General features: G+C 70.8%; 6 protein-coding genes. 3 read left to right on the top strand and 3 right to left on the bottom strand.

Annotated elements, in window-relative coordinates:
• A partial coding sequence (locus IZR01_RS51825) for a hypothetical protein (RefSeq protein WP_228561389.1) occupies positions 1-184 on the top strand: 184 nt, incomplete at its 5' end.
• 302 nt (positions 185-486) lie between these two features.
• On the opposite strand, the gene IZR01_RS47930 is transcribed toward IZR01_RS51825, so the two are convergent.
• On the bottom strand, positions 487-1458 hold the full coding sequence (locus tag IZR01_RS47930; protein ID WP_194899595.1) for a helix-turn-helix transcriptional regulator: 972 nt from the start codon (positions 1456-1458) through the stop codon (positions 487-489).
• On the bottom strand, positions 1455-2534 hold the full coding sequence (locus IZR01_RS47925; RefSeq protein WP_194899596.1) for a helix-turn-helix transcriptional regulator: 1080 nt from the start codon (positions 2532-2534) through the stop codon (positions 1455-1457). The genes IZR01_RS47930 and IZR01_RS47925 overlap by 4 nt, the downstream gene beginning before the upstream one ends.
• A 145-nt stretch (positions 2535-2679) precedes the next feature.
• On the opposite strand from IZR01_RS47925, the gene IZR01_RS47920 reads away from it, so the two are divergent.
• Positions 2680-3741 (top strand): DUF3866 family protein, encoded by a 1062-nt coding sequence (locus tag IZR01_RS47920; protein ID WP_194927744.1) that lies wholly within the window; start codon positions 2680-2682, stop codon positions 3739-3741.
• Between the two features lie 90 nt (positions 3742-3831).
• Complete coding sequence (locus IZR01_RS47915) at positions 3832-4356, top strand: anti-sigma factor (protein ID WP_194899598.1); 525 nt, start codon at positions 3832-3834, stop codon at positions 4354-4356.
• 807 nt (positions 4357-5163) lie between these two features.
• Here the strand turns inward: IZR01_RS47915 and IZR01_RS47910 are convergent.
• Positions 5164-5389, bottom strand: a 226-nt coding sequence (locus tag IZR01_RS47910; protein ID WP_228561387.1) for a hypothetical protein, incomplete at its 5' end; no start/stop codon positions are given.

The following is a 5389-nucleotide window of genomic DNA, read 5'->3' as shown; positions in this document are numbered from 1 at the left end:
CGGGGGCAGTGGGTTCGAGGGGCGCGGGCGGCGCGGCAGGTACCTGAGCCGCAGGTACCTGAGCCGTAGGGCTCACCGGGAGCGAGTCCTCGGCAACGAAGTCCGGTTCTGGGGCGACGGCCTCGTGGGGCACGGCGGGTACCTGAGCCGCAGGGCTCACCTCGGCAGCGAAGTCCGATTCTGAGGCGGCGGGCTCGTGAGGCACAGCGGGTACCTGAGCCGCAGGGCTCACGGAGAGCCGATCCGCAGCGGCGAAGCCAGGCTCGGCGGCAGCGGGCTCGGGCGGCGCGCCGGCCGTGGCTTCGTGGAGCGTGGCGGGAGCGGCAGGCGCCTGCGCGGGAGAGTTCTCGCCGAACCACTCCGAAGCGCCGCTCGCCGCCTCCTTCGGCAGGTGCCCGAAGGCCTCCCCGACCGCCCGGGGCGTCCGGGCGCCGTCAGCCGGGCGGCCGCGGAACCAGTCCCGGGCGTCCGGCTCCGCCGCATCGCTCACGCGGTGGCCTCGACGTCCCCGTACAGCGCCAGCGCCTCCGCGGCGGTCTTGCGGACCTGGTCGGCCAGGGCCGGGGGGTCGACGATGCGGCCGTCGGCGCCCAGGCGCAGGACCAGGCGCAGGATGCGGCCCTGGTCCGGGGCGCGCAGGGCGATGCGCAGGCCGCCTTCGGGCAGTTCCTCGACGCCTTCGTTCGGGTAGTTCTCGGCGACCCAGCGGGCGTGCCGGGTGACCTCCAGGGTCACCAGCGGGTCGTCGGCGGCCGGGCGCAGGACGCCGTCGTCCAGGTCCTGCGGTTCGGCGGACTCGGGGATCTCGGCGGCGACGTCCAGGACGTCGATGGCCACTATGCGGGACAGCCGGAAGACCCGGACCGCCTCGCTGCGGCGGCACCAGCCCTCCAGGTAGGCGTGGCCGTCGGAGAGGATCACCCGCATCGGGTCCACGTCGCGCGTGGTGACCTGGTCGCGGGACGGGACGAAGTAGTCCAGCCGCAGGCGGCGGCCGGCGTCCAGGGCCTGGCGGATGCGGTCCAGGACGGTGGCGCGCGCCTCGAAGGCCACGGTCACCCGCTGCGAGGCCTCGGCCCCGCGCTCGCCGGCGGCCTCCTCCAGTTTGGCGATGGCGCGCAGCAGGGCGTCACGGTCGGCGACGCCGGGGAGTTGCGCCAGCGCGCGCAGGGCGACCAGCAGGGCCACCGCCTCGCGCACCGAGAAGCGCAGCGGCCGGACGATGGCCTCGGCGTTCTCCAGGTGGATGGTGCCGCCCTCGCCGATGTGCGCTTCCATCAGGTCGTCCGGCAGGCCGCCGGGCAGCCCGCACATCCACAGCGTCTCCAGGTCCTTGCGGAGCTGCTTCTCGGAGACGTTGAACTCCCCGGCCACCTCGGTCAGCTTCGCGCCCTCATGCTCCAGCAGGTAGGGCACCAGGTTCAACAGTCGGCGGACCTGCGCCGCGGCACCGCTCATCGCGAGGCTCCCGTCATCTCGCCGGTGTCGGAGCGCTCGGCGCCGGGCTGGGCGCCGATCCGGGCTCCGGGGTGCGTCATCTCATCGCTCGCGGCAAGCGCGTTGCCGGCCATCGCCGCGCGCAGCCGGCCGACCACCGCCGCGCGCAGCTCCGGCGGGTCCAGGACCTGCACGTCCGGGCCGAACTCGGCGAGCCAGCCGGCCATGCCGGTGTTGCGCGGCACGGTGACCACGTCCCAGCCGGTCGGCTCGCCGTCCAGCAGTTCCGGGACGCACTCGGTGGCGCGCCGGCGCAGCAGGAAGCCGGTGTCGGCCTTCAGGCGCAAGGTGGCGGTGCCGACGTTGCGGTTCTGCCGCCAGGCGAACTCGGCGACCTTGGCGTGCACGTCCATGTCGTCCGGGACCGACTCGGTCAGGTGCCCGGCCAGCAGCACCACCTCGCCGACGATCCGGTCCAGCCGGAACATCCGGTCGGCGCCCCGGTCCCGGTCGAAACCGGCCAGGTACCAGTGCCCGCGCCAGGAGTCGATGGCCCACGGCTCGACCTTGCGCTGAGCCGGTTCCACCTCGCCGGACTTGCGGTAGCCGAAGGACACCGGACGCCGGTCGCAGATCGCCTGGAGCAGCGGCTCGAAAGCGCCGGTCTCGGTGCGCACCCGGGGCTCGATGCCGGACTGGCTGATGTCGCCGACCTCGATGCCGGCGCTCTTGAGCTTCAACAGCGCCGAGGAGGCGTCGGAGGCCAGGACCGCCTGCTGCCAGAACCGCGCGGCCACGCCGAGCACGGCGGCCTCGTCGCGCTCCAGCCGGATCTCGGGCAGGTTGTAGGAGTCCTTGGGGATCCGGTAGCCGATCTCGTCCTCGAACAGCGCGCTGTTGGTGCCGGTCTCCAGCGGGATGCCCATCTCGCGGAGCTCGTCCTTGTCCCGCTCGAACATCCGCTCGAAGGCGTCGTCCGTGGGGCACTCGCGATAAGGCTCCAAGGTGGCGCGCAGGCGCTCCTTGGTGACGTATTGCTTGGACGCGAGCAGGCAGATGACCAGGTTCACCAACCGCTCGGTCTTCGTGGCGGGCATCGACGCTCTCCTAGCAGCAACTCGGTTACGTCGTGAACGGTAGCGCTAATCGGTTCGCATGCGCAGCGTCGTACAGATTGGCGAACACGAACGAGTGATGGCGGCCGGACTAACGGGGTGTCACCGGGCCGGTAGCGTGGGGTGGGTGATCCGGTGGCGGCGTGCGGTGGTGACTGGTGTGGACCGCGAATGGCGCGGTTCTCTAGAGGTACGTGTAACGGCCGCAGACGGGGAAATGTTCCGCGCGCTGGCGTACCCAGACCTGGTCGGACGCCCCGAGGTCGGGGACGAGGTGCTGCTGTCAGCTGCGGCCCTGGAGCTCGGCTTGGGAACCGGCGGCTACGCACTCATAGTAGCGATCCCGGCCCGACTCCCTAAAGACGTTCCTCTCCAGGGACACATGGTGAAGGCCCGCTATACGCCTCTACAGACCGTTGTAGACGGAGCCGAGGAGCGCTACCCGGAGTTGGCCGCAGCATCGTCCCTGGACGCTATGCCGGTAGTCGTCGCCGATCTGCACTCAGCACTACCCGCGGTACTCGCCGGGATCCTCGCGGACCGCCCCTCCGCACGCGTCACCTATGTGATGACCGACGGAGGCGCACTCCCCCTGTGGTTCTCACGGACGGTCGACGGACTCCGCTCGGCCGGGTGGCTGGCGGCCGGGACGGTCACGGTCGGGCAGGCGTTCGGCGGGGATCTGGAGTGCGTGACCGTGCACAGCGGACTGCTCGCGGCCCGGCACGTATTAGGCGCCGACATAGCAATCGTCACGCAGGGCCCGGGGAACCTCGGGACCGGGACCGCGTGGGGGTTCTCGGGAGTCGCGTGCGGCGAGGCGGTCAACGCGGCGGCGGTGCTCGGCGGACGGCCGATCGCCGCGCTGCGGGTGTCCACTGCGGACGAGCGCGAACGGCACCGCGGAGTGAGCCACCACAGTCTGACCGCCTATGGGAAGGTCGCCCTGGCGCGCGCCGAAGTAGCGCTGCCCGACGCGGACGGCGCCTTCTGGCGCGAGGCGGCTTCGCAGGCCGCGGAGTTGGAGCCACGACATACTGTGGTCCGCGTACCGGTCGACGGACTGGACGCGGCCTTGCGTTCGTCTCCGGTGAAGCTCAGCACGATGGGCCGCGGCCTGGATCAGGACCACGCGGCGTTCCTCGCCTCGGCGTGCGCCGGCCGGCTCGCCGCGACCAGGAAATTCTGACCCGATATCGGGCCACGTACCCACGGTTGTCAGCACTATGGGATGCTGCACTGCACACCTGAGACCGTGATCCGGGGAGGGACGTTGGTCGTGGAAGAGAGCGTCGAAGCAAGCAAGGTCGACGACAAGCGCGTGACAACCGAACGCAAGCTCCGGGCGGTCCCCGTCCTGCTCCTGAGTTGCGTCGTGTTCGGCCTGGCGGCCGCGGCGTTCGCCTGGACGACGCTGCGCGTCCACGACCGCCAGATGTCGGCGGAGGCGAACGAGAAGGCGGTCGCCTTCCTGCTGGGGACGCCCGGCCTCCAGACCGCCGAACAGCCGGCCGCCGGCGGCGGCTCGGTGACCGCGTTCTACTCCCCCAAGCTGCACCGCTTCGCCATCACCGGCCACGACCTGCCGGCGCTCGGCAAGGGCCGCACCTACGAGTTCTGGTACCTCACCGGCACCGGCGCGGCCCCGAAGCCGGCCGGCGACTCGCGCTTCGACGCCCCCCAGAACGACATGGTCGTGGTCTGGCTCCCGGCCGGTGCGGCCTCGCTGGAGGTGTCGGTCGAGCCCTCGGGCGGCGCGCACACGCTGTCGGGGACGCCGATCGCGCAGCTGCCGCTGCACTAGCGGCGTTTCGGGCAACGCGTTTGCCCTGGTGATGGCTGGTGATGATGTGGTGATGTCTGGTGCTGTCTGGTGATGGTTTGGCGTAGGCCGAGGTCGTTGGCGTGGCTGGCCTCGGCGGCGCGCACGCGCAGTGCGGCAGTCTGGTGCCTGGAGTGGTTCGGGGTGCGAATCTTCATGCGGGCTGGAGCTTGCGGGGCAGGTTGCGGTTGGCCTGTGGGTTTTAGAAGCTTTTTACGGCCTTCGGTCATAGTTGTGCCGGTTCGGGGTTCGGGTCGGTCGGTGTGTTTGTCGGCTGCTGGTTCGCGCGTTCACAACCCCGCCGCACCTCAGGCCTCTTCAACTCCGGCAAGTCAGAGCAAGGACACAGGCCAGATCAAGAGCAAGAGCAAGAGCCACAAGCAAGATCAAGAGCTGAAGATCAAGATCAAGAGCTGTGATGAAGAGCCGGGCCTCCGGCGGGCCTCGACAACCTCAGGGAAACTAGCGCGGTTCCCTAGGGTGGCCGAGCCAGTCTCAGCGGCGGCGGTTCCTGAGGTGGCTACGGTCCGTTCCCCACGGCCGCGTCGTCAGCCCGATGGGTACAGCACCGGTGTCCGGGGGTAAAGTCCGCGCGCGGCGGTCGGGCGTGGAAGTGGCGGTTTCGCACAGCGCGAACTTGACCCCCGGCCACCGGCACTGTAGGCGAAGCCCTGCCGACGCGACCGAGGGGAACGACCCGAAAACCGACCGGAAGAATGGCAATCGAAGGGACCGACAGCGCGGGTTGGCGATGCGGCCGCCGGTGAGGGCGTGGCGGCGGGCCGGTGGTCAGTTGGTCGAGAACATGTCCGGGTGCGGTAAGCGGCATGCCTTGGTGGCCAGGGCTATATGCCATCCGGCGGCAGCCATCTTGGCGGCCAGGCGAGCCTGCGCCCCCGCCAGCGCCCGCACCCGCACCCGCACCCGCACCCGCACCCGCACCCGCACCCGCCAAGAATGCCCACCCTCGGGACTGCCGCGCCGCCGTTGCCCTGACCGGCGGCCGTATTCGCCG

The sequence above is a fragment of the Catenulispora pinisilvae genome, from assembly GCF_015356865.1.
GTDB lineage: Bacteria > Actinomycetota > Actinomycetes > Streptomycetales > Catenulisporaceae > Catenulispora > Catenulispora pinisilvae.
Note: the sequence above shows the minus strand (reverse complement) of the source record. Positions and strands in the feature narration are given on the sequence as shown.